This is a genomic window from Saccharopolyspora halophila, from assembly GCF_039531955.1.
Classification (GTDB): domain Bacteria; phylum Actinomycetota; class Actinomycetes; order Mycobacteriales; family Pseudonocardiaceae; genus Saccharopolyspora; species Saccharopolyspora halophila.
Window position 1 is genome coordinate 149,587 of sequence record NZ_BAAARA010000004.1, and the last position, 22,180, is coordinate 171,766.

Annotated in this window: 28 protein-coding genes; 17 read left to right on the top strand and 11 right to left on the bottom strand. The window is 69.2% G+C overall.

The annotated features are described in order from the left end of the window. The first annotated feature begins 146 nt into the window (after positions 1 to 146). On the top strand, positions 147 to 680 hold the full coding sequence (locus tag ABD289_RS08220) for a GNAT family N-acetyltransferase (RefSeq protein ID WP_344128396.1): 534 nt from the start codon (positions 147 to 149) through the stop codon (positions 678 to 680). Between the two features lie 59 nt (positions 681 to 739). Here ABD289_RS08220 and ABD289_RS08225 read toward each other — a convergent pair whose 3' ends face one another. Beyond that, positions 740 to 1,453 (bottom strand): class I SAM-dependent methyltransferase, encoded by a 714-nt coding sequence (locus ABD289_RS08225; protein WP_344128398.1) that lies wholly within the window; start codon positions 1,451 to 1,453, stop codon positions 740 to 742. Positions 1,454 to 2,077: 624 nt separating this feature from the next. On the opposite strand from ABD289_RS08225, the gene ABD289_RS08230 reads away from it, so the two are divergent. Together ABD289_RS08230 and ABD289_RS08235 are read left to right on the top strand one after the other, a co-directional pair. After that, on the top strand, positions 2,078 to 2,635 hold the full coding sequence (locus ABD289_RS08230) for an isochorismatase family protein (RefSeq protein WP_344128400.1): 558 nt from the start codon (positions 2,078 to 2,080) through the stop codon (positions 2,633 to 2,635). 420 nt (positions 2,636 to 3,055) lie between these two features. Beyond that, entirely contained in the window at positions 3,056 to 3,634 is a 579-nt protein-coding gene (locus ABD289_RS08235) for an HhH-GPD-type base excision DNA repair protein (protein ID WP_344128402.1), read from the top strand. A 45-nt stretch (positions 3,635 to 3,679) separates the two neighbouring features. On the opposite strand, the gene ABD289_RS08240 is transcribed toward ABD289_RS08235, so the two are convergent. Beyond that, a complete protein-coding gene (locus tag ABD289_RS08240; protein ID WP_344128404.1) occupies positions 3,680 to 3,931 on the bottom strand; it encodes a GntR family transcriptional regulator in 252 nt (83 codons plus the stop codon). Between the two features lie 77 nt (positions 3,932 to 4,008). On the opposite strand from ABD289_RS08240, the gene ABD289_RS08245 reads away from it, so the two are divergent. Both ABD289_RS08245 and ABD289_RS08250 read left to right on the top strand, forming a co-directional pair. After that, complete coding sequence (locus tag ABD289_RS08245; protein ID WP_344128406.1) at positions 4,009 to 4,188, top strand: hypothetical protein; 180 nt, start codon at positions 4,009 to 4,011, stop codon at positions 4,186 to 4,188. 2 nt (positions 4,189 to 4,190) lie between these two features. Continuing rightward, positions 4,191 to 4,508 carry a hypothetical protein gene (locus ABD289_RS08250; RefSeq protein WP_344128408.1) on the top strand — a complete coding sequence of 106 codons (318 nt, stop codon included), beginning with the start codon at positions 4,191 to 4,193 and terminating at the stop codon, positions 4,506 to 4,508. Positions 4,509 to 4,563: 55 nt separating this feature from the next. Here the strand turns inward: ABD289_RS08250 and ABD289_RS08255 are convergent, their stop codons facing one another. Then, a complete protein-coding gene (locus ABD289_RS08255) occupies positions 4,564 to 5,238 on the bottom strand; it encodes a lysophospholipid acyltransferase family protein (RefSeq protein ID WP_344128410.1) in 675 nt (224 codons plus the stop codon). A 177-nt stretch (positions 5,239 to 5,415) separates the two neighbouring features. Between ABD289_RS08255 and ABD289_RS08260 the strand changes: the two genes are divergently transcribed. Continuing rightward, complete coding sequence (locus ABD289_RS08260) at positions 5,416 to 5,742, top strand: DUF3099 domain-containing protein (RefSeq protein WP_344128412.1); 327 nt, start codon at positions 5,416 to 5,418, stop codon at positions 5,740 to 5,742. A 125-nt stretch (positions 5,743 to 5,867) separates the two neighbouring features. After that, the gene (locus ABD289_RS08265) at positions 5,868 to 6,125 is read left to right on the top strand and encodes a DUF3039 domain-containing protein (protein WP_344128414.1); all 258 of its coding nucleotides are present in this window, start codon (positions 5,868 to 5,870) and stop codon (positions 6,123 to 6,125) included. A gap of 104 nt (positions 6,126 to 6,229) precedes the next feature. Here ABD289_RS08265 and ABD289_RS08270 read toward each other — a convergent pair whose 3' ends face one another. Beyond that, positions 6,230 to 7,384 (bottom strand): YihY/virulence factor BrkB family protein, encoded by a 1,155-nt coding sequence (locus tag ABD289_RS08270; RefSeq protein ID WP_344128416.1) that lies wholly within the window; start codon positions 7,382 to 7,384, stop codon positions 6,230 to 6,232. A gap of 263 nt (positions 7,385 to 7,647) precedes the next feature. On the opposite strand from ABD289_RS08270, the gene ABD289_RS08275 reads away from it, so the two are divergent. The 3 genes from ABD289_RS08275 to ABD289_RS08285 all read left to right on the top strand — a co-directional run bounded on the left by ABD289_RS08275 (position 7,648) and on the right by ABD289_RS08285 (position 11,592). Continuing rightward, positions 7,648 to 9,417: a DEAD/DEAH box helicase gene (locus ABD289_RS08275; protein WP_344128418.1), complete on the top strand. Its 1,770-nt coding sequence runs from the start codon at positions 7,648 to 7,650 to the stop codon at positions 9,415 to 9,417. Positions 9,418 to 9,494: 77 nt separating this feature from the next. Then, positions 9,495 to 10,241, top strand: a complete 747-nt coding sequence (locus tag ABD289_RS08280; protein ID WP_344128420.1) for a hypothetical protein — start codon at positions 9,495 to 9,497, stop codon at positions 10,239 to 10,241. Positions 10,242 to 10,380: 139 nt separating this feature from the next. Next, positions 10,381 to 11,592, top strand: a complete 1,212-nt coding sequence (locus ABD289_RS08285) for a cysteine desulfurase-like protein (protein WP_344128422.1) — start codon at positions 10,381 to 10,383, stop codon at positions 11,590 to 11,592. Between the two features lie 69 nt (positions 11,593 to 11,661). Here ABD289_RS08285 and ABD289_RS08290 read toward each other — a convergent pair whose 3' ends face one another. The 3 genes from ABD289_RS08290 to ppgK all read right to left on the bottom strand — a co-directional run bounded on the left by ABD289_RS08290 (position 11,662) and on the right by ppgK (position 14,836). Further along, positions 11,662 to 11,847, bottom strand: a complete 186-nt coding sequence (locus ABD289_RS08290; protein WP_344128424.1) for a DUF7455 domain-containing protein — start codon at positions 11,845 to 11,847, stop codon at positions 11,662 to 11,664. A gap of 517 nt (positions 11,848 to 12,364) precedes the next feature. Continuing rightward, positions 12,365 to 13,762: an RNA polymerase sigma factor gene (locus tag ABD289_RS08295; protein WP_425564617.1), complete on the bottom strand. Its 1,398-nt coding sequence runs from the start codon at positions 13,760 to 13,762 to the stop codon at positions 12,365 to 12,367. Between the two features lie 312 nt (positions 13,763 to 14,074). Next, positions 14,075 to 14,836, bottom strand: a complete 762-nt coding sequence (ppgK, locus tag ABD289_RS08300; RefSeq protein ID WP_344128426.1) for a polyphosphate--glucose phosphotransferase — start codon at positions 14,834 to 14,836, stop codon at positions 14,075 to 14,077. Positions 14,837 to 14,938: 102 nt separating this feature from the next. On the opposite strand from ppgK, the gene ABD289_RS08305 reads away from it, so the two are divergent. After that, entirely contained in the window at positions 14,939 to 15,727 is a 789-nt protein-coding gene (locus tag ABD289_RS08305; RefSeq protein ID WP_344128428.1) for an inositol monophosphatase family protein, read from the top strand. A 43-nt stretch (positions 15,728 to 15,770) separates the two neighbouring features. Here the strand turns inward: ABD289_RS08305 and cei are convergent, their stop codons facing one another. Further along, positions 15,771 to 16,472, bottom strand: coding sequence for an envelope integrity protein Cei (cei, locus tag ABD289_RS08310; RefSeq protein ID WP_344128430.1), 702 nt, complete (start codon positions 16,470 to 16,472; stop codon positions 15,771 to 15,773). A gap of 59 nt (positions 16,473 to 16,531) precedes the next feature. On the opposite strand from cei, the gene ABD289_RS08315 reads away from it, so the two are divergent. Together ABD289_RS08315 and ABD289_RS08320 are read left to right on the top strand one after the other, a co-directional pair. Next, on the top strand, positions 16,532 to 16,711 hold the full coding sequence (locus tag ABD289_RS08315) for a hypothetical protein (protein WP_344128432.1): 180 nt from the start codon (positions 16,532 to 16,534) through the stop codon (positions 16,709 to 16,711). Positions 16,712 to 16,961: 250 nt separating this feature from the next. Then, entirely contained in the window at positions 16,962 to 17,264 is a 303-nt protein-coding gene (locus tag ABD289_RS08320; RefSeq protein ID WP_344128434.1) for a DUF4193 domain-containing protein, read from the top strand. Between the two features lie 248 nt (positions 17,265 to 17,512). Here ABD289_RS08320 and ABD289_RS08325 read toward each other — a convergent pair whose 3' ends face one another. After that, positions 17,513 to 18,019 (bottom strand): DUF3093 domain-containing protein, encoded by a 507-nt coding sequence (locus tag ABD289_RS08325; RefSeq protein WP_344128436.1) that lies wholly within the window; start codon positions 18,017 to 18,019, stop codon positions 17,513 to 17,515. Between the two features lie 24 nt (positions 18,020 to 18,043). On the opposite strand from ABD289_RS08325, the gene dut reads away from it, so the two are divergent. From dut to ABD289_RS08345, 4 genes are all read left to right on the top strand, one after another. After that, on the top strand, positions 18,044 to 18,535 hold the full coding sequence (gene dut / locus ABD289_RS08330) for a dUTP diphosphatase (RefSeq protein WP_344128438.1): 492 nt from the start codon (positions 18,044 to 18,046) through the stop codon (positions 18,533 to 18,535). A 4-nt stretch (positions 18,536 to 18,539) separates the two neighbouring features. Beyond that, entirely contained in the window at positions 18,540 to 19,235 is a 696-nt protein-coding gene (locus tag ABD289_RS08335) for a DUF3710 domain-containing protein (RefSeq protein WP_344128440.1), read from the top strand. A 269-nt stretch (positions 19,236 to 19,504) separates the two neighbouring features. Next, on the top strand, positions 19,505 to 19,882 hold the full coding sequence (locus ABD289_RS08340) for an OB-fold nucleic acid binding domain-containing protein (RefSeq protein ID WP_344128442.1): 378 nt from the start codon (positions 19,505 to 19,507) through the stop codon (positions 19,880 to 19,882). After that, positions 19,879 to 20,574 (top strand): DUF3159 domain-containing protein, encoded by a 696-nt coding sequence (locus tag ABD289_RS08345; protein ID WP_344128444.1) that lies wholly within the window; start codon positions 19,879 to 19,881, stop codon positions 20,572 to 20,574. The genes ABD289_RS08340 and ABD289_RS08345 overlap by 4 nt, the downstream gene beginning before the upstream one ends. A gap of 85 nt (positions 20,575 to 20,659) precedes the next feature. On the opposite strand, the gene ABD289_RS08350 is transcribed toward ABD289_RS08345, so the two are convergent. Both ABD289_RS08350 and ABD289_RS08355 read right to left on the bottom strand, forming a co-directional pair. Continuing rightward, the gene (locus tag ABD289_RS08350) at positions 20,660 to 21,322 is read right to left on the bottom strand and encodes a potassium channel family protein (RefSeq protein WP_344128446.1); all 663 of its coding nucleotides are present in this window, start codon (positions 21,320 to 21,322) and stop codon (positions 20,660 to 20,662) included. Further along, positions 21,322 to 21,987: a potassium channel family protein gene (locus ABD289_RS08355; RefSeq protein ID WP_344128448.1), complete on the bottom strand. Its 666-nt coding sequence runs from the start codon at positions 21,985 to 21,987 to the stop codon at positions 21,322 to 21,324. The genes ABD289_RS08350 and ABD289_RS08355 overlap by 1 nt, the downstream gene beginning before the upstream one ends. Positions 21,988 to 22,180: the final 193 nt, after the last annotated feature.

Here is a 22,180-nt window from a genome sequence, read left to right on the forward strand (position 1 = left end):
GGGTCATTTCCGTATGCGGCGTAGCCGCGTGCGGTGTGGGACTCAGCTCGCGCCGGCGTCCGGAGTTCCGCTACCGCCACGCCAACGACGAACCGGAGCATCTCCTCGGGCAGACTGCGTCCCAGCAGCAATCGGGAGAGGCAGGCATGGGAACGCTCCGACTCAGGCCGCTGCGCCAGGACGACGAGGAAGCCGCCCGCGCGGCGCACCGGGCGATGCGCGACGAGTTCAGCTTCTTGCTCGGCGACGACCCGGCGCTGGCCTTCGGCGCCCACCTCAAGATGCTGGAGCAGCAGCGCAAGGGCGAGTACCTGCCGCCGGGGATCGTGCCGGCGACCTTCCTGGTCGCCGATGTCGACGGCGAGATCGTCGGGCGCAGTTCGATCCGCCACGAACTCGACGAGCGCCTGGCGAAGATCGGCGGGCACATCGGCTACGCGGTGCTTCCCGAACACCGCAGGAAGGGCTACGCCACCGAGATCCTGCGCCAGAGCCTGATCGTGGCGAGTTCCCTCGGCGTCGACCGCGCGCTGGTCACCTGCGCCGCGGACAACATCGGGTCGGCCAAGGTCATCGAAGCCTGCGGAGGCCGCTACGACTCAACGGTCGAGTTCGAGGAGGGGCCCGCTGAGCACCGGTACTGGATCGAGCCGGGGCGCGTCGTCGGTGGGACGGCCTAGCCTCGCTCGCGAAGCTCGCCCCACCAGGGCAGTTCCGGGCTCGTTGAACGACCGAGGGCTCATCGTCGAGGGTCTGGCACCGCCCTGATGGCCAGGAATCCGGTCGGTTCGCTGGACAGGCGCTCGTAGCTCGCTCGGTTGATGGCGGCCGCTTCGGCCGTCGGCCGCGGTTCGACGAGCCGTTCGATGAGAAAACCGGCGTGGTGCAGTTCTTCGCAGGTCCGCTCCAGCGGGGCCAGCCAGCACCGGACTCGCCAGCCCTGGCTCCACACCTCCTCGATTACTCGCGCGTCGAAGTAGCTGCCGCCGTGCCGCAGCCAGTCACCGGTGGGGTGCGGTCGGGAGAGCACGAGCATCCCGTCCGGCCGCAACACCCGGCGCAACTCCCGCAGCAGCGCCGTTCTGTCGTCGACGTACTCGAGCGCGAGCGCGAACAGCACCTGGTCAACCGAATCGTCCGGCAACTGGTCGAGCGGATCGGCGAGGTCGTGCACGTGGAACTCACCCGACGGAACGCGTTGCCGGCACAGTTCGATCATGCGCGGGCTGTGGTCCAGGCCGATCACGCCGGCGCCTCGCGCCACCAGCGCCTCGGCGTAGAGGCCCGGACCGCACGCCACGTCTAGAACGCGGCGTCCGCTCACTTCGCCGAGCAGTTCCAGGCAGGCAGGCCGGTCGTAGTGCGCGTTGTAGAAGCATTCGCGCGCGTGGTCCAGGAACTCGTCGGCGAAGACGTCGTACTGCGGATGTGATCCCACTCCATCATCGGTCACTGGCCCAGTTTGCCCGGACGGACAAGCGAAACACGGTGTGCGCGCCGCAGCCGATGCGCAGGTCCGGCTCGGATCGCGGGGCCCGCGCTAGGCCGTCGCGCCTTCGCAGATGATCTCCAAGCCGTCGTCGCAGCAAGGCTTCGAGCGTTGCGCGGGCATAACCACGCCTCCGGTGCGCGGGGTCGACGTCGTAGCCGAGTTCCACCGTTCCCGCGTTGGGGGAGCCCGTGGTATCCGGCCCATCCGACGGCCCGTTGTCGCTGTTCGTCCCAGCTGGCACCCGTGACCCAGGCGAGGATGGCCGGGACGTGTTCGACCCGCTGACCGAACATCTGCCACAGCGTTCGATGTTCCGGCGCGCAGCGAGTCGTGAGCGGAACCGGGCTGACCGCATTGGCCGTAACCAGATCGCCGCAGGCAAGGGCCCGTAAGGTGGGCGCGTTCAAATGCACGATGCGTGTGTCCGGCCTGCCGAATTGGCTCATGACGAGAAGGCCCAATCTCACCGGCGAGCCGAAACTTCCTGGTCAGTCGCCAGAGCACCGCCATTGGGTCGAGCCGGGCGCGTCGTCGGTGTGGCGGTCTAGTCTCGGACTCACCAGCTTCGAATTGCCGGGGGGCGCCATGACCACGCCGAACAACCGCCCGAACGCCGCCTTGCTGGTGATCGATGTGCAGCAGGGCGTGGTCGCGCAGGCGCACAACAGGGATGCGGTCGTGCGCAACATCGCAGAGCTGCTCGATCGGGCGCGCGCTGCCGGCGTCGAGGTCGTGTGGGTTCAGCACCACGACGATGGTCTGCCGTCCGACAGCGATGCCTGGCAGTACGTCCCCGAGCTGGTCCGGCGGATTTCGGAACCGCTGGTGCACAAGGTCCACGGCGACGCCTTCGAGGCCACCGACCTTGCGGAGGTGCTGGCCGCGCGGGGCATCGGTCGGCTCGTCGTCACCGGCGCCCAGACCGACGCCTGCATCCGCTCGACCATCCACGGCGCCTTCGTGCGCGGCTACGACGTCACGCTGGTCGGCGACGCGCACACCACCGAGGACCTCTCGCAGTACGGTGCTCCGAAACCGGCCGAGGTCATCGCGCACACCAACCTCTACTGGCAGTTCCAAACGGCACCGGGGCGCACGGCCGCCGTCGTCAACGCCGAGGACCTCGACTTCAGCGAGGTCTGAGCCGGAGCGAACGACGCGGGCTCGATTCACCGCCCGCTGTGCGGCACTGGATTGGCTCGATCAGCTGAAGGCCGCTTCCTACGTGATCGTCGGGGTGGTCGTCCTGGTCGCGCTGGCGGTGACCTGCTTCCGAAGAGCCGCGATCGAGGGATCCGATGACGCCGCCTCGCTCGCTCATCGCGGCTGAACCTCGAGATCCGGGTTCTCGGCTACCTCGGCTTCGGCCGCTTCGTTCTCCTCCTCGGCGACCCGAGCGCGGATGGCGTCGTGCCGTGCGCGGCGGGCCGGCTCACTCTTTCGGTGCGCTCGTGGAGATCGGCACCGCGTGGACACATCGTGCTCCAGCGGGCAGGGCCGCGACGCGCCGGTGGCACGTCGCTTCCGGGCGAGGTCGCCTGCCGTGCGTGCGAAGATGGGGTCATGCCGAGCAAGCTCAATCTCACCGCGGATGCCGAGGCGGACCAGCTGCTGTCCGAGGACTCGTTCGCGCTGCTGACCGGGATGCTGCTGGATCAGCAGGTCGCGATGGAGGTGGCGTTCGCCGGGCCGAAGAAGATCGCCGAGCGGATGGGCGGCTTCGACGTCAACAAGATCGCCGAGTGCGAGCTGGACGAGTTCGTCGAGCTCTGCGTGCAGAAGCCCGCGATTCACCGCTACGGGGGCTCGATGGGCAAGCGCGTGCACGCGCTCGCGCAGTACGTCGTTGAGCAGTACGAGGGCGATACCGAGCGGATCTGGACCGAGGGCAGCCCCGACGGCAAGGAAGTCCTGAAGCGCCTGAAGGCGTTGCCCGGTTTCGGTGACCAGAAGGCGCGGATCTTCCTCGCGCTGCTGGGCAAGCAGCGGGACGTGGAACCGGCTGGTTGGCGGGAAGCCGCTGGGGCCTACGGCGAGGAAGGCGCGCGGCGTTCCATCGCCGACGTGGTGGATCAGGAGACCCTGCAAGAGGTCCGAGCCTTCAAGAAGGCCGAGAAGGCCGCCAAGGCTGGGTCGAAGTAGAGGCGGCCTGACCGGCCGGGCTCGGTAGGGAACCGGAGCCGCTTCCTAGCTCTTCCGGACGAACGTCCCCTTGCCTTGGGTGCGGGCGACCAGGCCATCGGACTCCAACGACTTGACCGCCTTGGTTGCGGTCACGGTGGCGACTTCGTAGATCTCGGCCAGCTCCGTGCCGGACGGCAGGCGGCTGCCCGGGGACAGCTCACCGGATTCGATGTCGGCCCGGATGTCGTCTGCGATCTGCTGCCAGACGGTGTCCGGGCCGTCCCGGTCCAGGCGCTCCGCTCGCGACTCCCACACGTGGCCAACTGTCCACTAATGCGGTGAACTTCGCCGAATAGCATGAGACCGCAGTAGAGTGCAGTAGACTGTACATCATGATCTTTAGTGCCAAGTACCCCGCCGACAACGCTCGCCTCGCGGTCGCGCTTCGCCAAGCCCAATGGGACATGGACGACGTCGCGTTCAACCTTCCCGAGGGGAGGGTCACCCCGGTCGAACGCGAAAAGCTCGCGGACGCGCTCGTGCGGCTGGCCGAACAACTCCGCGGATGGTGACGATGCGGCACAAGCCGATTCGGCGGCACTGCGACTTCGGGTGCACGTTCCGGTGGATTCGGGGCGAGAGCCACATCGTCGTCAAACGCGGTTACGTCTGCGAGGGGAAGTCCGTCGTCGTGGCCAAGACGGCGCGGACGTTCGCGGTCGCAGACCGCCCGGGAGAGGACCCGCACGACGATCGGCGGACCTGGGTGGCGACGATCCCGGTCAACCCGGCGCACTGGTCGGACGGCCGGCGATTCGTCGGCGCGGTGAACGCGTGGGTCGAGCAGAACCGGAACCTGGTCGATCTCGAAGATCGGGCCGGACGAAGGTGACGGCCGTCCGGCCCGGTCGGTCGTGCCTTCGGCGCGTCCCTCGGCGCCTCGGTGATCAGGCCGCTGCTGCGCCCGGCTTCTGGTACTTGTCGACGTACTGCTGGTCGGACAGCTCCGCGATGGCGTACATGATCTCGTCGGTGATCGAGCGCAGCACCGGCAGCGAGGATTCCATGCCCGCGTAGCGGGAGAAGTCCAGCGGGTCGCCGAACCGGACCGTGACCGGTGCGCGCCGGGGGATCTTGGTGCCTTTCGGCTGCAGCTTGTCGGTGCCGGACAGCGCTACCGGAACCACCGGCGCCCCGGTGCTCAGCGTCAGCCGGGCCACGCCGGTCCGGCCGCGGTAGAGGCGGCCGTCGGGGGAGCGGGTGCCCTCCGGGTGGATGCCGAACGCGCCGCCGTTGTTCAGCACTTCCTCGGCGGTGCCGATGGCCTCCATCGCCGCGCGGGCGCGTCCGCGGTCGACCGGGATCGCGCCGAGCGAGCTGAACAGCCAGTTGCTCAGCGCGCCCTTCGCGCCGGTTCCCCGGAAGTACTCGGCCTTGGCCAGGAACGCCACCGGCCGCGGCAGCACCAGCGGAACGATGAAGCTGTCCAGCACCGCCAAGTGGTTGGGCGCCAGGATCACCGGGCCGGTCGTGGGCACCTTGTCCGCGTCGATGACCTTCGGCCGGTAGACCGTCCGCGCGACCGCTCCCAGCGTTCGCTTGCTCACCGCGTACAGCGACATGGACTACTCCTCGCCCAATCCCGGGCCCAGACGATGATTCCCTCGCGAATCTAGCCTGCTCGAGTTTCGTCCGCGTGTCCTGGCGGTCACTCCGATGAGGTGAGCTCGTGCGCGCCCCAGGGGTATGGGGTATCGGGACGCGAGGGCGAGTGGGAGCATGAAAGCGGAGGTAGCGTCGTGAACAGCTCACAGAATGACGACTCCCCGGTTCTGATCACCGAGGCACAGCCGTCGATGGACGATCAGCAGGCGGTACGCCGCCGCAGGTACTCGATCATGATGGCCAGCAGGATTCCCTGCCTGGTGGCCGCTGTGGTGGTGTTCCAGATGTGGCAGCTGTGGTGGTTGTCACTGATCATTCTGGCCGTTTCCATTCCGCTGCCGTGGATGGCGGTGCTCATCGCCAACGACCGTCCCGCGCGCAAGAACGAGGACGTCAACCGCTTCCACCGCTCCCGGCGAAGCATCGAGCCATCGGGCCACCAGGTCATCGAGGGCAGCTGACCCGATCCGATCCGGCGAACCCGAGCGGCTCGCCGGACGGCGGTGCCGCATGCCCGTCACCTGCGACGGCGCGCGGTCGCACCTGGCTGCGGACAGATCCGCGCGGCGTACGGCATTATTGACGCATGAGCACGATGACGCTGCCGGATACCGATACCCGGACCGAACCCACTGAAGAGACCAGTGATGACCGTCCTGAGGTGTTCCACTACGTCCAGAAGGACAAGATCGCCGAGAGCGCGGTCACCGGAACGCACGTAGTGGCGCTGTGCGGGGAGGTCTTCCCGGTCACCAAGTCGCCGAAGCCGGGCTCGCCGGTCTGCCCCGCCTGCAAGGAGATCTTCAACGGGCTTCCCCCGGGCGGCGGAGACGACGACGAGTGAGTCGTCCGCGCGGTGGTGCTGAGGGCTCTTGAGGGATGCTGCGGCGGAGCCGCTGAGTTCCGCCACCCGCACCGCTCCGCACGAGCAATCCCTCAGCGCAGGACCTAACCGCCGCGCGGTTCCGGTTGCCCGGTGTTGTGCCCGAAGAACGCGGGCTTGCCGTTGATGTGCGGTGGGTTCGACGTCGCCTGCCCGTCCGGCCGGTCCGGCTGGACGGGTTCCGCGTCACTGTCGCTGTCGCTGTCGGCCCGCCAGGCGCGGTAGCCCTCTTCGGTGTGCATCCGCTGCGCGAGCCTGCGCATCTCCAGCCTGCGCCAGCGGCGCCGTTCCCGGCGCGTCATCTTCGCGGGCCACATCTCCTGGATGGCGTTGTTGAACTGCGCGCCCATCAGGATCGCGAAGCCGATGAAGAACGCGAAGAGCAGGAACGCGATCGGCGTGGCCAGCGCGCCGTAGGTGTAGCCAGTGCTGGTGATCCAGCTGATGTAGACGCGCAGTCCGTAGCTGGACACCAGGAAGATCACCATCGCCAGCAGCGCGCCCGGAAGGCCCCGGTGCCAGGGCAGCTTGCGGGGCAGCGACAGCTTGTAGAGGGTCGCCAGCGCCAGCACCAGGCCGACACCGGTGGCCGGGTAGTACAAGCCCTGCACCATCCAGGTGACGTCGTCCTGCCAGAACGGCGGGAACACGGTCGGGAGCCAGTCCGGGCCCAGCGCCACCACGGGCAGTCCGATGATCGCCAGCACCAGCGCCACCACGTACAGCAGCAGCGCGAAGATCCGCTGCCAGATGCTGTTGCGCACCAGGTACTGGTCGTAGGCCAGCGTGATCGAGTCCACCAGCGAGGCCAGCGCCGACGAGCCCGCCCACAGCGACAGCAGGAAGCCGACCGAGGCCACCTCGCCCTTGCCCTTGGTCAGGATGTCGTTGACCGTCGGGCCGATGATCTGGTCCACGACGCTGCTGGTGAACACGGTGCTGGAGAACGACAGGATCTTGTCGTGCACCGCGTCGACGATCGCCGGGCCGAACCAGTCGCCCAGGTAGCCGAGACTGCCCAGCAGACCGAGCAGCAGCGGTGGCAGCGACAGCGTCTGCCAGAAGGCGGCGGCCGCCGACTCCGAGAAGATGTTGTCCCACCACGCCTTGTCCAAGGTGCGCACGACCAAGCGCAACGGCCCGCGGCGCACCGGGGTCTTCCCGGCCGGTGCGGCGGCAGCGTTGCGCGTCTCGCTGTCTGACGAACTCGGCGAACCCATGTCGCCCCTAAGGATGCGGCATCGATCGCCACGACAGGCGTCGAGGTGTTGAAACCGGAGTGTCGGATCCATCTCGCGCGGCCGAACCGGTGACGATCGAGACGCGAAGGTAAGCTGCACGGCGGCCCGCCACAAGTTGATCGGTGCTGGTCGATCCACATCTGATCGACTCGCGCTGGGGGAGCGTGGCCGGGCCGCGGGGCTCATGGGTGTGCCCGCGCCATTCCGGTTTGGGGAGACAAGGGAAGGAGCGGCGAGCCGGCGTGTCCGAAGCGCAACTCGACTATTCCGTCCGATCCGTGCTCAGCGACCCCGCGCAGGCGTCCGCTCGTCCACTGCGCAACTGGCAGCGTCGAGCGCTGACCAAGTACCTGGCGAGCAAGCCGCAGGACTTCCTGGCGGTGGCGACGCCCGGTGCCGGTAAGACGACCTTCGGGCTGCGGGTCGCCGCCGAACTGCTGGCCGACCGCACCGTCGAGGCGGTCACCGTGGTGGCGCCGACCGAGCACCTCAAGCACCAGTGGGCCGCGGCCGCGGCGGGCGCGGGCATCCCGCTGAACTCCAACTTCACCAACAGCGAAGGCGTGACCTCCAGCGACTACGTGGGCGTGGCGGTCACCTACGCGCAGGTCGCCGCGCACGAGCAGCTGCACCGGGTGCGCACCGAGCGGCGCAAGACGCTGGTGATCCTGGACGAGGTGCACCACGCAGGCGATGCCAAGTCCTGGGGCGATGCCATCCGCGAGGCCTTCACCCCGGCCGTGCGGCGGTTGTCGCTGACCGGTACGCCGTTCCGCAGCGACGACTCGCCGATCCCGTTCATCGGCTACGAACCCGATGCCGACGGTTCGCTGCGCAGCCGCGCCGACCACTCCTACAGCTACTCGGACGCCTTGCAGGACGGCGTCGTGCGGCCCGTGGTGTTCCTGGCCTACTCCGGCGAGGCCCGCTGGCGCACCAACGCCGGTGACGAGTTCAGCGCCCGCCTCGGCGAACCGCTGACCGCCGAGCAGACCGCGCGGGCCTGGCGCACCGCGCTGGACCCGTCGGGGGAGTGGATCCCGTCGGTGCTGCAGGCCGCCGACACGCGGCTGGCGCAGCTGCGCAAGGGCGGCATGCCCGACGCCGGTGGGCTGGTGATCGCCTCCGACCACAAGACGGCCAAGGCCTACGCGAAGACCCTGCAGCGCATCACCGGTACGGAGCCGGTGGTGGTGCTCTCCGACGACCCGCAGGCCTCCGGCCGGATCGCCGAGTTCGCCGAGTCCGACGACCGGTGGATGATCGCGGTCCGGATGGTCTCCGAGGGCGTCGACGTGCCGCGCCTGGCCGTCGGCGTGTACGCCACGAGCGCCTCGACGCCGCTGTTCTTCGCCCAGGCCATCGGGCGCTTCGTGCGTGCCCGGCGCAAGGGCGAGACCGCCAGCATCTTCCTGCCCAGCGTGCCGGTGCTGCTGGAACTGGCCAGCCAGCTGGAGCAGCAGCGCGACCACGTGCTGGGCAAACCGCACCGGGAGAAGGACGGCTGGGACGACGAGCTGCTGGCCGAGGCCAACGCCCAGCGCGACGAGCCGGGCGAGGAGGAGAAGACCTACACCTCCCTGGGCGCCGAGGCCGAGCTGGACCAGGTCATCTACGACGGCTCGTCGTTCGGCACCGCCGCGTTCAGCACCAGCGAGGAGGAGCAGGACTACCTGGGCCTGCCCGGTCTGCTCGAACCCGACCAGGTGCGCGCGCTGCTCAAGCAGCGCCAGGAGCAGCAGCTGGAGGACGTGGGCAAGCGCGAGGCCGACGCCAAGGCCGCGAAGGCGGCCGAGCAGACCGAGCAGCGCGCCAAGCCGCAGAGCGTGCAGGAACATCTGCAGAAGCTGCGCAAGGAGCTCAACACGCTCGTGTCACTGCACCACCACCGCACTCGCAAGCCGCACGGCAAGATCTACAACGAGCTGCAGAAGACCTGCGGCGGTCCACCGACCGCCATGGCCACCGTCGAACAGCTCGAGGAGCGCATCGCCACGTTGCGCTCCTGGTGATCCGCTGAAAAGGGGTATGACTCGGCGGCGTCCTCGCTAGCCTTCGTCCGGGACGCAACCGATCTTGGGCGGGTGTCGTGAGCAACGCGTGGGACATCGCGATGAACATCATCGCCAGCGTGATCACCGGTTCGGCGGTCTGGCTCGCGGGAAAGGCGCTGGCGCGGCGACGGCTGCGGCGCAAGCAGACCTTCTTCGGGCTCGGCGGTGGTGACGAGTGCCTGGTGGTGGTTCCCCGGCACGCCTCGTCGGACCGGCTGCGCAGCGTGCACCGCAACGACGCGGCGGCGCTGCTGGAACTGTCCCCGGTGCTGGGGGACTGCCGGGCCCGGCCCGAGGTGGTCTTCCACGACGACGTCTACCAGGGGATGGCCGACAAGGCCGAGTTCTGCATCGGCGGGCCGGACGCCAACCGGCGTTCCGAGGCGCACCTACGGGCGTTCCTGCCGAGGGTGCGGGTGGCCGGGTTCGAGGACCAGCCGGATGAGCTGACCATCACCGTCGGCGGCGAGGACTACCCGGCCGAGACCGGACGGGTGGAGTACGTGGTGCTGGCCAAGCTGGTCCGCCGGGAGCAGGAGCGGCCGGTGTTCCTGATCAGCGGCCAGTCCTCGATCTCCAACCGCGCCGCGGTCCGCTACCTGCAGGAGCACCAGCGCGAGCTGACCCGCGCGCACGGGCTGCGCGGCCGCTTCTGCCTGGTGCTGAAGGTCGTCGAGTCGCACGCCTACGGCCCGCGCATCAGCGAACTCGTCCGCGACGCCACCGAGGAGGCCTTCGCGGCCCCCGAACCCGCACCCGAACCCGAACCCGCCGAGTCCTGACCCGACTCCTCACCGGTGACAGTTTTGCCTAAAACTGCGAGGGCTCCGCGCCCGGAATGTCCGGACAGTTCCAGGTAGAACTGTTGAGGTGGCTCTCCCGGTGATCATTTGCCGGGCGTCGGTCTCCTAGGGTGCGCGTATGGGATTCGACGTGGAGAAGGTCCGCGCGCTGTACCCGGCGCTCGCGGACGGCAGGGCTTGGTTGGACGGCGCGGCGGGCACGCAGGTGCCCGAACCGGTGATCGAGGCGATCAGCGATGCCTATCGGGCCGGCCTGTCGAACGTGGGCGGGCCGTTCGAGTCGAGCGAGCGCTCCGCCGGGATCGTGGCCGAGGCGCGTTCGGCGATCGCCGATCTGGTCGGCGCGTCGGATCCGGCCTCGGTGACCTTCGGGCCGACCATGACCGCGCTGACCTACCGCTTCGCGGCGACCCTCTCCGCGGGCTGGAACCCGGGTGACGAGGTGGTCGTGACGCAGCTCGACCACGACGCGAACGTGCGGCCGTGGGTGCAGCACGCGCAGCGGGCGGGCGCGGCCGTGCGCACCGCCGAGCTCGACCCGGAGACCGGCGAGCTCCCGGTCGGCAACGTGCTCGAGCTGATCGGGGAGCGCACCAAGGTGGTCGCGGTGACCGCGGCGTCGAACCTGGTGGGCACCATGCCCGACCTCAAGCCGATCACGGACCGGGCGCGCGAGGTCGGTGCGGTCTCCTTCGTCGACGGCGTGCAGCACTGCCCGCACGACCACGTCCGCCTGGCCGACATCGGCGCGGACTTCTACGCCACCAGCTCCTACAAGTGGGCGGGACCGCACCTGGCGGCGGTCGTCGCGGGCGATCCGTGGACGTTGGAGAACCTGCACCCGGACAAGCTCGTTCCGGCGCCGGAGAGCTCGCCGGAGCGCTTCGAGCGCGGCACCAACCCCTTCGCCCAGCTGGCCGGAGTGGTGGCCGCTGTGGAGCACCTGGCGGGCCTGGACACCGATGCCACGGGGACGCGCGCCGAGCGGCTGGCGGTTTCGCGCAAGGCCGTGCTGGCGCACGAGGAGCAGCTGGCGACGCAGCTGTTCGAAGGGCTGGCGGACCTGGACGGCGTGACCCGCCACGGCGCCCCGCAGGGGGCCTGCACGCCGACCGCGTTCTTCAACGTGCGCGGCAAGGCCCCGAAGGCCGTCGCCGCGGCGCTGGCCGAACGCGGGCTCAACGTCTCCGCGGGCCACTCCTACGCCTGGGAGGCCGTGCACGCCCTCGGCGTCGGCCCGGAGGGCGGGGTGCGCGCGAGCCTGTCGCACTACTCCAGCGCCGAGGACGTGACGCGGCTGCTGGACGCGCTGGCCGAGCTGGCCGACTGATCCCGGACGCAGCAGTGCCCCCGCAGCAACGCGCTGCGGGGGCACTGCCGTTCAGCTGATCTCAGGCTGTCACTGCTCGTCTTGCTGGACGTCGGCCTGCACGTCGCGCAGACCGGCCTCGTAGGCGCGGGCGTGGTGCCCGCAGAACAGCAGCTCGCCGCCGGACTGCAGTACGGCACGAGCCTTAGCAGCGGCCCCGCAGCGGTCGCAGCGGTCGGCGGCGGTCAGCTCGGGGCGGGTGAGCGTTCCCGGCATCGATATCTCCCTCCGTCCCGGCGTCGGATTTCATCCCGACGCCCTCGATCCTGCTACGACCACCGGTGTCCCACTGGCTGCAGGGTCGGTGCTCGTTGGCTCCACTCTTCCAGACGTTTTGGCTGGAGTCAGTGTTCCTGTTCGGCCCGGAGAGCCCGGTCACCATGAAGTACCCGGTTGCAGCAGCGCCCTGCGCGGAGGGTGATCATCTCGGGGAGAAACGCTGTGACAAGCCAAAACGTCGGTTCGGGCCGGCCTGGCCTGGAAGTCGAACCGGCGCCGGAATCACCGTTTTGGTGGCCTGGATCACAATTTCCGGCCCTTTCGACCACGCTGGTTTCCGCTGGAAGCGAACGGCGGATCCCAGTCATCGGACGGCAATTCGGACAAATCGCCGGGTCTCGCGCGGGGGTCGCGGCCGGGGGCGAGGGCCGAACGCCGGCAGCGGAATCGCGAGCACGCCGCGAAAAGGGCCGCCGACCACGGTTGGTCGGCGGCCCCTCCCGGGTGTCATCGCTCAGTCCAGGTAGTCGCGCAGGACCTGGGAGCGGGACGGGTGGCGCAGCTTCGACATGGTCTTGGACTCGATCTGCCGGATGCGTTCGCGGGTGACCCCGTAAACCTGGCCGATCTCGTCCAGCGTGCGCGGCTGGCCGTCGGTGAGGCCGAAGCGCAGCCGGACCACGCCCGCCTCGCGCTCGGACAGCGTCTGCAGGACCGACTGCAGCTGGTCCTGCAGCAGCGTGAAGGACACGGCGTCGACCGCGACGACGGCCTCCGAGTCCTCGATGAAGTCGCCGAGCTGGCTGTCGCCCTCGTCACCGATCGTCTGGTCCAGCGAAATGGGCTCCCGGGCGTACTGCTGGATCTCCAGCACCTTCTCCGGGGTGATGTCCATTTCCTTCGCGAGCTCTTCCGGCGTGGGCTCGCGACCGAGGTCCTGCAACAGCTCGCGCTGGATGCGCCCGAGCTTGTTGATGACCTCAACCATGTGGACCGGGATGCGGATGGTGCGCGCCTGGTCGGCCATCGCACGCGTGATGGCCTGCCGGATCCACCAGGTCGCGTAGGTGGAGAACTTGTAGCCCTTGGTGTAGTCGAACTTCTCGACCGCGCGGATCAGACCGAGGTTGCCCTCCTGGATCAGGTCCAGGAACGCCATGCCGCGGCCGGTGTAGCGCTTGGCGAGGCTGACCACCAGGCGGAGGTTGGCCTCCAGCAGGTGGTTCTTGGCCCGCTCACCGTCCCGCACGACCCAGCGCAGGTCGCGCCGCATCTGCGTGGTGAGCTGCTCGCCGGACTCCTCGACCTGGCGCAGCCGCTCGGTGCCGTAGAGGCCGGCCTCGATGCGCTTGGCGAGTTCGACCTCCTCCTCGGCGTTGAGCAGCGCGACCTTGCCGATCTGCTTGAGGTAGGCGCGCACCGAGTCCGCGGAAGCGGTCAGCTCGGCGTCCTTGCGCGCCTGCCGGAGCGCCTCGGACTCCTCCTCGTCCCAGACGAAGTCGCCCGACTGCTTGTCGGACTCGTCCGGAACCGGCTCTTCTGGGATCTCCACCTCGACGTCGCCGAGATCGCCGACCTCCGGGGAGGTCAGATCGGTCTCGATCGGTTCGTCTATCTCCATGCCCTCGCCGGCCTCGGCGGACTCGGAAGTCGACTGGGCCGACTTCTTCGCCGAGGACTTGGCGGTGCCCTTCTTGGCCGCACCGGACTTGGCTGCGGTCTTTCGGGTCGTCGACTTCGCACCCGTCGAGCTCTTGGCGGTGCTATTGCGCGTAGCGGGCTTCGCCTGATCCTCAGACGAAGCAGCCGCCTCCGAAGCTGGGGTGGCCTGGGACTGGCCCGACTCGGTCTGGGCGCCACCGTCGGTTGCGGCGGAGCTGGAGCGTCGGGTTGCGGTTTCTGCGGCTGCCACGTACGCCCTTTCGCGACGGTCGATCAGGGCTGGCCGGAGGGCGCGAAACCTCGGCCGCCAAAGGTCGGGGAACAACCCACCCGATCCGGGGGCCCGGCGGAACCGGCATCGCCGATCGCATGTTTCGGCGACTTCCCGAGCGAGCGCCGATGTTCGCCGTCGATGTTGCATCTCGGGCGATACACCTGCACTCACCAGCCATAATGACTTCGGATCAAGTGGGGCGTGTTCCATTGTAACCGCGATGCGGGGATGCGGTTCCGCTGCGAGGCGGATTCCGCGCGTCCCGGCGTGTGCTACGCGGTCGCGAGGTCAGTTGTTTCCCCTGGTCTCGGCGGCCATCGCGGCGCCAACGATGCCGGCGTCGTTGCGCAGCGCGGCGGCCACGATCGGACTGCGCGTTTCCAGCAGCGGAATCCACTTGTGACCCTTCTTGCTGACCCCGCCGCCCGCGATGATCAGGTCCGGCCACAGGAAGTTCTCCAGCGCCTGGACGTAGCGGGTCACCCGGGGAGCCCAGTCCTCGTAGCTCAGCTCCAGGTCGTCCTTGACCGATGCAGCGGCCTGGGTCTCGGCGTCGTGGCCGTCGACCTCGATGTGGCCGAACTCGGTGTTGGACACGAGCTTGCCGTCGATGAACATCGCGCTGCCGATCCCGGTGCCGAAGGTGAGCACCACTACCTGGCCGGAATGGCCCACGCCCGCGCCGGAGCGCATCTCGGCGATGCCCGCCGCGTCGGCGTCGTTGAGCACGACGACCTCGTCGCGGGGGCGGCCGAGCCGTTCGGCGAACAGCGACTGGGCGTCCGTGCCGATCCAGCCCTTGTCGATGTTGGCGGCGGTGAGCGATTTGCCGTCCTTGATGACCGACGGCAGTGTGATGCCGACCGGTCCGGTCCACGCGAACTTCTCGACGATCTCGGTCACCGCATCCGCCACGGCGTCCGGTGTCGATGGTTGCGGCGTCGGGATCCGCATGCGCTCCTCGGTCAGCACACCGCCATCGGTGTCGACCACGCTGCCCTTGATACCGGACCCGCCGATATCCACGCCGAAACCGCGGGCTGTCGCCATGGCTGATCCTTCCTATTCGATTCAGACCAAGGTGTGCAGACCTTAACCGGGCTGTGTTGCGATGTCTGCGTGGGATTGGCAAATGAAGTCGACGCAACAGCTTTGTCCGAGGTCGCCGTCCAGATTGCCCGCGAGGCCGCCGATTTGGCGAAGTCCGTGCGTGATGAGGCGGTCACCGACGGTGTTGATACGAAGAGCAGCGAGACCGATGTCGTGACGGCCGGCGACAAGGCGGTCGAGCGCCTGGTGCGCGATCGACTGGCCGAGCTTCGCCCCGGCGAGTCGGTGCTCGGCGAGGAGGAGGGCGGTGAGGCCGCCCTGGACGGCCTGCGCTGGGTGGTCGACCCGATCGACGGCACGGTGAACTACCTCTACGGCTTCCCGTTCTACTCGGTCTCGCTGGCCGCCCAGGTCGACGGCGAGTCGGTCGCCGGAGCGGTCGTGGAGCCCGTCTCCGGGCGGGTGTGGAGCGCGGCGAAGGGGTGCGGAGCGTTCCTGGACGGCCAACGGCTGCGCGTGTCCGCCACCGAGCGGCTGGAGCTGTCCCTGGTCGGTACCGGGTTCTCCTACTCGGTGCGGCGTCGGACCGCGCAGGCGCGCGTGGTCGGCGACATGCTCGGCAAGGTTCGTGACATTCGTCGCGCCGGCGCCGCTTCGCTGGATCTGTGCGCGGTGGCCGCGGGCTGGCTGGACGCGACCTACGAGGTCGGCCTGCACCGCTGGGACTGGGCCGCGGGTGCGCTCGTCGCCACCGAGGCGGGCGCGAACCTGAGGCTGCCGGTCAAGGACGCGGCCGACGGGCTCGGCGACGAGATGGTCGTGTGCTCCGCGCCGGGCATCACCGAGCGGATGGCGGACGCGTTGCGCGAGGTCGACGCGGGCAGCGTCTGAGCGAGGGTGGCGGCCCGGCTCACCGGACCCGGGCCGCCGCGTCTCAGCAGTGCACGTCGCGAGCCTTCTCGAGCAGTTCCTTGCTGATCTTCGGCGGGGTGACCTCGCCGTTGCCGCCGCCCTCGGCGTCGCGCTGCGGGACCCAGCTCTCCAGCTGCTGCAGGACCTCCTTGGCCTCCTGCGTGGTCTTGATGTCGTCGAACTCCGAACCCAGCGCGAAGTCCACCCCGGCGTCCGGCCGGTCGTCCCGGACCAGCTGCGCGCAGGGCGCGATCAGGCTCAGCGTCCGGGCCGCGCTCACCCCGGCGCCCCCGTAGCGGATCTGGCCGTGGCACTTGAGGTCGTAGTTGACGTAGACGGAGTCGTTGTCCGCGCCCGTGGGCGTGAAGCCGAGGCTCTCGAGCTCATCGCCGACCAGCGTGGCCTGCCGGCTCTCGCCGTTGCCGTTGAGCACGCGGACGTGCACGTCCTCCGGCGGGATCGGGGTGACAGAGTCCAACGCGTCGCGCTTCTTCATCGTGCCCAGCGGGGCCTGCTCGGGCTTGCCGGACTTCTCCGGCGGCGCCGTCGCCGGGCTCGGCGGGTTGCAGGTGGTCGCGGCCTCCAGGCTCGGGACCGAATCGAAGACGTTGGTCCACAACAGGCCGGAGAGGACCACCAGTCCGACGAGAACGGCCAGGGCGGGGACCGGCCGACGCCGGCGGTATCCGGCTCGCCGTCCCCGATTCGCACCTGCGGCTGCCACGTCCCGCCCCTCCCTGGATGTGCCTCGATCGCGTGCGCGTCCGCACACGATCAGCCTAGGTGTTGATCGTTCGGCGCGCGGTGTCGGCCGGTTCAGCCGTGTCGTACGACAAGTCGCGGATTTCGGCTGAATCGATGTGCGACGCGCTGGTGCTCAGGCATGGCATCATGTCGTTTTTCGTCGGGCAACCGCAGCTCGGAGGCACCCGTTCGGGGGTGCGCGCACGCCTCGAGGATTGATCTTCCCGTCCCCCCGAATGCGTGCGATACCACACCTAAGGGTGACCTGATGCATCTTCGCAGTTGTTATGAGCTACCCTCTCGGCGCCTCACGGAGTGCCGGATGAGGCGAGTCGCTCATAACGGGGGAACTAAAGCACGTTGCAGGAGGAGACCGCGATCACTGCTCGATCGGGCACAAATCCGGCTTCTGGAACGTTGACCAGCGGCACACCTATTGCAGTCTCCACTAACGCAGGGGTGAATCACGATGGCGACCGACTACGACGCTCCGCGGCGCGAGTCCGATGACTTGGCGGAGGACTCGTTGGAGGAGCTGAAAGCACGGCGCAACGATGCGCAATCCGGAGTCGTCGACGAGGGCGAGGGTGCGATTCCGGAGAATTTCGAACGGAAGGGCGCTGACCTGTCCGGCGAGGAGATGACCGTCAAAGTGCTCCCGAAGCAGGCTGACGAGTTCACCTGCTCGAGCTGCTTCCTCGTTCATCACCGCAGCCGGCTGGCCGACGAGACGAAGAACGGTCAGTTCATCTGCCGTGACTGCGCTGCCTGACCGAGCAGGCGGAGGAAGTGGCTGGGCACACGCGACGGGCGTGTGCCCAGTTGTTTTCCGGCGGTTATCACGGCGAACGCGTTGCGGGCGGACGCGGGATCCCGGGCCTCGTCGGAGTCCGGGAGCGGGCAGTCGCGTCGCGTCGCGATGGCCGACTCGCCGGCTGCGAGCCCGCGCGGAACGACCGGTCGCGCGCCGGACTCGACCGGCCGGTCGAGTCCGTCCGCACCCGGCCGGAGGGCCGGGTCTCAGCCGCCGAGCAGGGCTCGGCGGAGCTTTTCCGGGTGCCGGGTGCTGACCACCCAGTACGGCGTCGGGTCGTCGGGGTCGTCCAGCCAGACCCGCACCGAGGTGCGCACCCACGAGCGGTGCACCATGAACGCCGCCGGATCCAGGTCCGGGCCCAGCGCGCGGCGGTGCTCGTGCCTGGCGATGACCTCGGCGTCCTCGACGAAGCGCAGCGGTAGATGGGCATCACCGACCCACAGCTCGCCGCCGGTCACCTCGATCTTGGTGCGCCCGAGCAACAACGGCACGGCGATCGCCAGCGGTACCAGCACCGCATAAGGCAGCCACGCCCGCACCCCCGGGTAGCCCATGTGCACCTCGGCGGCCAGCAGCACGGCCGCGATCAGCGGCAGGGGCCACGTCCACCAGGACGCGTACAGCCGCTCGCGGTACTCCGCAGCCCCCTTCGGCATCGCCTGACCGGGGGTGTCCTCGCCGTTGCTGGCCGCTTCCACGCTCTCCGACACGTCTTCAGGGTAGTCTCGCCGCCCGTGTCCAACGTGCAGGTCCTGCTAACCAGACTCGACCCCGAGATCCAGCCTCCCCGGTACGCCAAACCCGGCGACGCGGGCGCGGACCTCGTGACCACCACCGACGTGACCCTCCAGCCCGGTGAGCGCACCCTGGTAGGTACCGGTATCGCCGTGGCCCTGCCCGAGGGGTACGCCGGATTCGTGCACCCGCGGTCCGGCCTGGCCGCCAAGACCGGGTTGAGCATCGTGAACGCCCCGGGGACGGTGGATTCCGGGTACCGGGGTGAGATCAAGGTCTGTCTGATCAATCATGATCGGGTGCAACCGGTGTCGTTGCGGCGCGGTGACCGGATCGCCCAGCTCGTCGTCCAGAAGGTCGAGCACGCGGTGTTCCAGGAGGTCGCCGAGCTGCCGGAGTCGCAGCGCGGGGCCGGTGGGCACGGCTCCACCGGTGGTCATCAGGTGCTGGCGGGCTCGGGTTCCGAGACCGCTCACAGGACGGAGGTCTGAGGGGATGTTCAAACGGCGTCGGGGGAGGTCCAGCAACGATGAGCTCGTTACCGAGGACGCCCTTCCCGACCAGCAGGTGCCGGAGTACGGCCCGTTCGACGAGAGCGAGGCGCCCGACGACGGACTCGAACGACTCGATCTCGGGTCGGTGCGCGTGCCGGTGCCCGAGGGCGGTCAGCTGCAGGTCGAGGTCGACCCGTCCGGGCCGGTGCGCGCGGTGCACCTGGTCACCTCGGTCGGCCGGTTGACGATCAGCGCGTTCGCCGCGCCGCGCAGCAAGGGGCTCTGGGGCGAGGTCAGCTCGGAGCTCGCCGAGCAGCTGCGCCGGGACGGCGCGAGCGTGCGCACCGAGCAGGGCTACTGGGGTCCGGAACTGGTCGGCGACTCGCAGAAGGCCGCGCTGCGGTTCGTCGGCGTCGACGGTCCGCGCTGGCTGCTGCGCGGGGTGGCAGCCGGTCCGCCGGAATCCGCCCAGGAGTGCGCCAAGCTGCTCTACGACGTCGTCTCGGACGCGGTCGTGGTCCGCGGCGAGGAGCCGATGCCGGTGCGCACCCCGCTTCCCATCGAGCTCCCGGAATCCATCCTGCGGCACATTCAGCAGGCCCAGGAGCAGGAGCAGGAGCCGGGGCAGGCGCAGGGGCAGGGGCAGTCCGCAGGCGGGCCGGCCGCGAACGGCCAAGCCGCCAACGGCCAGTTCTGACACCGGAAATCGTAGGTAGCGCCCCCGGTCGAGTGGGTCCGATCGGGGGATTTTGTGCGGTGGTCCAGAGCTGCTCGGGAACGCGGGGCGGAGCTGCTCGGGTTCTGCTGCCCGCACCGCCGGGTGCAGCGGTCCCCGAGCACGGCCCACGCCGGAAATGCGGAGTGTCGCGCAATCCCGTCGGGCCCGGGACTCAAGGCGCGGCGGGCGGTTACGCTGGGAAGTGCACGGGCTGCCGAGGCCAGCCCCGAAGCGCACGGGAGCGCTAGATGAGCAAGACCGGAGGCGGTTACTGGCGTCGCCTCGTGCGAAGCCTGACCAGCGATGTTGCCGAGCTGGATGCCGACGATCTCTCCGAGCGGTCGCAGGCGGGTGGCGCCCAGCGCGCCAGCGAGTGCAGGTGCGGGCAGGAGGCCGTGGTGCTGGGCAGGGTGCGCAGCGTCGGCTTCTGCCCGAAGAACTCGGCGCCGACCCTCGAGGCCGAGCTCTACGACGGCACCGACGGCGTGACGCTGGTGTGGTTCGGACGACGCCGCATCGCGGGGATCGAACCCGGCCGCGTCCTCAAGGCACGTGGCCGAATTGCCGATCGAGATGGGCGCAAGGTGCTCTACAACCCCTACTACGAGCTGCAAAACGTCGCATGAGCGAAAAAGATGCCGCGGCCTCCGGGCTCAATGCCCGCGACGATGCCGCCGACCGGTCTGCCAAGCCGGCGATGTCCGAGCAGACCATGCTGGAACAGATGGGCGGTATCAGCGGCCTGGCCTACTCGGCCGTGCCCATCGTCGTCTTCGTGGTGATCAGTTCCTTCACCTCGTTGATGCCCGCCATCTGGGCGGCGATCGGTGTCGCCGTGGCGATCGCGGTGTTCCGGATGATCCGCAAGGAACCGCTGCAGCCCGCGATCTCCGGCGTGATCGGTGTGGCGGTGTGCTCGTTCATCGCCTACCGGTCCGGTGAGACCAAGGGATTCTTCCTGCTGGGCATCTGGACCAGCCTGATCTACGGCGGCGTGTTCCTGGTCTCGGTGGTGGCCCGCTGGCCGTTGGTCGGCGTGGCGTGGTCGGCGCTGAACGGCCTGGGCATGTCCTGGCGCAAGCAGCGCCGCGCGATGGCCGGTTACGACATCGCGACGCTGGCCTGGACCGCGGTGTTCGCCGCGAAGTACGTCGTCCAGCAGTACTTCTACCTGCACGACGAGACCGGCTGGCTGGCCGCCGCGCGCATCGTCATGGGTTATCCGCTGACCGCGCTGGCGCTGCTGGTCACGGTCTGGGCGATCCGCCGTGCCCGGAAGGTCGCCGAGGCCGCCGAAGCCGAGGCCACCCCGGCCTGACGGTCGACTTCCCCAGCGCAGACCGCCCCGAGACCACCAGGTGATCTCGGGGCGGTTCTCGTCGGGAGCCTCGCCGGTCTCGGCGTCAGGTCTGGCCGTGGACGATGGCGCTGATCTCGTCCTCGACGTTGCTGGTGGCCACGAAGAGCATCTCGTCACCGGCCTCCAGCGGGTCGTCGGCCTGCGGGACGATGACCCGTCCGCCGCGCAGGATGGACACCAGGGCCGCGTCGGCCGGGAGCTTGAGGTCGCGGACGCGGCGACCCGCCAGGGGAGTGCTCGGCGGGAGGGTGACCTCGACCAGGTTGGCCTGGCCCTGCCGCAGGGTCATCAGGCGGACCAGGTCGCCCACGTTGACCGCCTCCTCGACCATGGCGGCCAGCATTCGCGGCGTGGACACCGCCACGTCGACGCCCCACGCCTCGGTGAACAGCCACTCGTTGAGCGGGTCGTTGACCCGGGCGACCACGCGCCGGACGGCGAACTCGGTCTTGGACAGCAGCGAGACCACGAGGTTGACCTTGTCGTCGCCGGTGGCGGCGATGACCACGTCGCAGGACTCCAGTCCAGCTTCCTCCAGCGAGGCCAGCTCGCACGCGTCGGCGAGCATCCACTCCGCGCCGGGGATCGTCTTGGGCTGGTAGTTGTCCACGCTGCGCTCGACGAGGAGCACCTCGTGCTCGCCCTCGAGCAGTTCTCGCGCGATGGATTGCCCGACCGCGCCGGCACCCGCGATCGCGATGCGCATTACTCGGTCTCCTCCGGTTCGCGACGGGCCGCGGCGGTCACGTCCGTGACGGTGCCCGACAGGGCGGCCACGTACACCGTGTCGTCGGCCTGGACGACGGTCTTGTGGGTGGGCAGCACGCCGCTGCCGAACCGCATGATGAACGCCACCCGCGCACCGGTCGCGGATTCGATCTCGGAGACCTTGCGGCCGACCCAGCCCTCGTGCAGCGGCAGCTGCAGCACCGCGACGGTGCCCGAGGGCTCGCGCCAAGCGGTCGCCATGCCCTCCGGCAGGAGCATGCGCAGGAAACGGTCGGTGGTCCACGGCACGGTCGCGACCGTGGGGATCCCGAGCCGCTGGTAGACCTCGGCGCGCTTGGGGTCGTAGATCCGGGCGACCACGTGCTCGACGCCGAAGGTCTCGCGCGCGACCCGCGCGGAGACGATGTTGGAGTTGTCCCCGTTGGACACGGCGGCGAACGCGCTCGCCCGCTCGATGCCGGCCTGAACCAGGATCTCCTGGTCGAAACCATTGCCAGTGACCTGCTGACCGTGGAAGTCCCGGTCCAGGCGGTGGAACGCCTGCGGGTCCTTGTCCACCACGGCCACGGTGTGATCGAGCCGCTGCAGTGCCGTGGCCAGGGATGCCCCGACCCGGCCGCAGCCCATGATCACCACGTGCACGACGTCGTCTCCTCGCTGCGGGGTTTGTGCTCTGCCTCGCGACCTCGCCGGACGCAGGAAACCTTACCTGGACAGGCGATGTTTCGGGTCGCTCGAAGCCCGTGATTCGCGGGCTGGTGAACCGTACCGGGTGACCACCTCTCAGGGGGATGCCGCCGCGCCCGATGTGACCTGAGAGCAATTCGCGAGCCCG